The 2,794-nt window shown below is 72.6% G+C and carries 1 protein-coding gene and 1 pseudogene; both read right to left on the reverse strand.

Annotated features, from left to right (window positions below; all coding sequences use genetic code 11):
• Positions 1 to 56: 56 nt before the first annotated feature.
• Positions 57 to 1,397, reverse strand: a pseudogene (locus ACSNOH_RS34275) (hypothetical protein); the annotation flags it as partial.
• Between the two features lie 172 nt (positions 1,398 to 1,569).
• On the reverse strand, positions 1,570 to 2,794 hold a 1,225-nt coding region (locus ACSNOH_RS34280), incomplete at its 5' end, for an EF-Tu/IF-2/RF-3 family GTPase (RefSeq protein ID WP_436725358.1).

The raw sequence follows: 2,794 nt of genomic DNA on the forward strand, positions 1-2,794 counted from the left end.
GTCCAGGACGCCAAGCCGGGCGCGGCCGACGTCTACAACGCCTGACCGCGGGGCGGGACGACGGAGAGGGTCCTGGTGCGGTTCTCCCAGAACTTGATGGTCTTGGGGGTGGTCTTGGTGCGGGCGGCGGGCTTGCCCATGAAGACGCCGCTGACGGGGCCGAGGGCGTGGCCGGTGACCTCGATGCGCAGGGTCTTGTGGAGGACGGTGACGGTGATGAGGAGGGTGATGACGAGCTGGCCGTCCCACAGGACGAACTGCACGCCGAGGTAGTGCCGGCTGCCGGCGCCGAACTGCTGTTCGTTGCAGATCTTCTGGAGTTCGGCGCCCCTTATCTGGAAGCCGTCGGTGCCTTCGGGGCGGGAGACGGCGCCGGCGCCCTCGCCGACGTCGGAGACGACCCAGTGCTCGACCGAGGGGGTGGGGAAGCCGCCGGTGTGCAGGGGGCTGCGCTCCAGCAGGTGCAGCTGGTCGTGGATGGCGCGGACGACGTCCCAGCTGCGGAAGGGGTTGATCTCCTTGCCGGGCTCGGCGGGGACGAGCTCCTCGGCGAGGTGCCAGCTGCCCCAGCGGGTGCCCATGCCGAGTATGCCCTTGGTGCCGGCGTAGAAGGCGACGTTGCTCTGCTGTTCGGCGGCGAGCCGCTCCAGGGACTGGCGGAGCCGCTCGGCGGCGGTCTCGCCGGGGTTCTTGGGCACGGCTTCGGGGATCTTGGCGCCGATGCCGCCGCCGGAGAGCAGGCCGGTCCAGCGCTCGCGGAGGTCCTTGGCGGTGCGCTCGCAGACCGTCTTGGCCCAGTAGCCGCCGATGAGCGGGACGACGAGCATGGCGCGCAGGTAGAACGCCCAGAAGCCGTGGAAGGGCAGCTTGACCAGCATGATGACGGCAAGGATGCCGAGGGCGGCGAGGAGGGCCGTGCCGAGGGCACCGGCGCGCTTGTTCTGGGCGCCGGCGATGGTGCGGCGGAGCTGGAAGACGCCGAGCCACAGGAGGACGCCGGGGAGGAAGAGCAGCCCGCAGACGCCCATGATGAGCGTGAGCTTGGCGTCGCGCTGCTTGCGGATGCGGTTGGCCGCCAGGCAGTGCTCGACGACGGGCTGGGGGTCGAGGCCGAAGGACTGGATGAGGGGCTTGCGGCCGCTGCCGAGCACGCGCAGCTGGACGGCGCGGGCGAAGGCCTCGCCCAGGTTGGGCTCGAAGAGCGATATGCGGGGCGGCTTGACCTCGGACTTGGCCCAGTCGGAGTTGGCCTTGAGGAGCTGGTCGACCGGTCCGTCGCGGTAGGCGGCCGAGGCGAGCGCCTGGGTCGCCGCGGTCTGCCCGGATGCGCCCGAGAGCGGGACCTGTGCCCCCGGGCTGAAGTCGAACGGATCCCCTGCTGCCACTGCTGCCCCCAATGCCGCGCAGGTCCGGTCCGGCGGCCTGCCGGTGGATGCTGACGGATGCCGGCGACCGCCCGCGTCATACGTGTTGGTCTGCCGACCAGCGTATCGGCGCGGGGTGCCGGCTGTCGCAGAGATCGCGAAGGCCGCCCGCCCCGCGGGGTGCGGGGCGGGCGGTGCGCGCCCGTTACGCTCCGCCCTCCGCCGACTCCCGCAGCCGCTCGGCGAGCTGAGGGGGCATCGGTTCGTGGCGGGCGTAGGAGCGGGTGAACCGGCCGGTGCCGTGCGACAGGGAGCGCAGGTCGACGGCGTAGCGGCCGATCTCGATCTCGGGCACCTCGGCGCGCACGAGGGTGCGGCCGGTGCCGGACTGCTCGGTGCCGATGACGCGGCCGCGGCGCCCGGACAGGTCGCTCATGACGGGGCCCACGTACTCGTCGGAGACCAGGACCTCGATCTCGGCGACGGGCTCCAGGAGGTGGATCCTCGTCTCGGCGGCGGCTTCGCGCAGGGCGAGGGCGCCCGCGGTCTGGAACGCGGCGTCGGAGGAGTCCACCGAGTGCGCCTTGCCGTCGAGGAGGGTGACGCGGATGTCGACCAGGGGGTAGCCGGCGGCGACGCCGCGGGCGGCCTGGGCGCGGACGCCCTTCTCCACGGAGGGGATGAACTGGCGCGGTACGGCGCCGCCGACGACCTTGTCGACGAATTCGATGCCGGAGCCGCCGGGCAGCGGCTCGACCTCGATCTCGCAGATGGCGTACTGGCCGTGGCCGCCGGACTGCTTGACGTGCCGGCCGCGGCCGGCGGCCTTGCCGCCGAAGGTCTCGCGGAGCGACACCTTGTGGGGCACGACGTCGACCTGGACGCCGTAGCGGGTGCGCAGCCGCTCCAGGGCGACGTCGCGATGGGCCTCGCCCAGGCACCACAGGACGACCTGGTGGGTCTGGGCGTTCTGTTCGAGGCGCATGGTGGGGTCTTCGGCGACGAGCCGGGCGAGGCCCTGCGAGAGCTTGTCCTCGTCGGCCTTGCTGTGCGCCTGGATGGCGACGGGCAGCAGCGGGTCGGGCATCTGCCAGGGCTCCATGAGGAGGGGGTCGCCCTTGGCGGAGAGGGTGTCGCCGGTCTCGGCGCGGGTGAGCTTGGCGACGCAGGCGATGTCGCCGGCGATGGCCTGGGGGAGGGGGCGCTGCTGTTTACCGAAGGGCGAGGAGAGCGCGCCGATGCGTTCGTCGACGTCGTGGCTCTCGTGGCCGCGGTCCTCCAGGCCGTGGCCGGAGACGTGGACGGTCTCGTCGGGGCGCAGGGTGCCGGAGAAGACCCGGACGAGGGAGATCCGGCCGACGTAGGGGTCGGACGAGGTCTTGATCACCTCGGCGGCGAGGGGGCCCGCGGGGTCGCAGGTCACGGGGGCG

Origin of the sequence: Streptomyces sp. URMC 127, assembly GCF_051386535.1 — a bacterium.
In the GTDB taxonomy this organism is placed as follows: Bacteria; Actinomycetota; Actinomycetes; order Streptomycetales; family Streptomycetaceae; genus Streptomyces.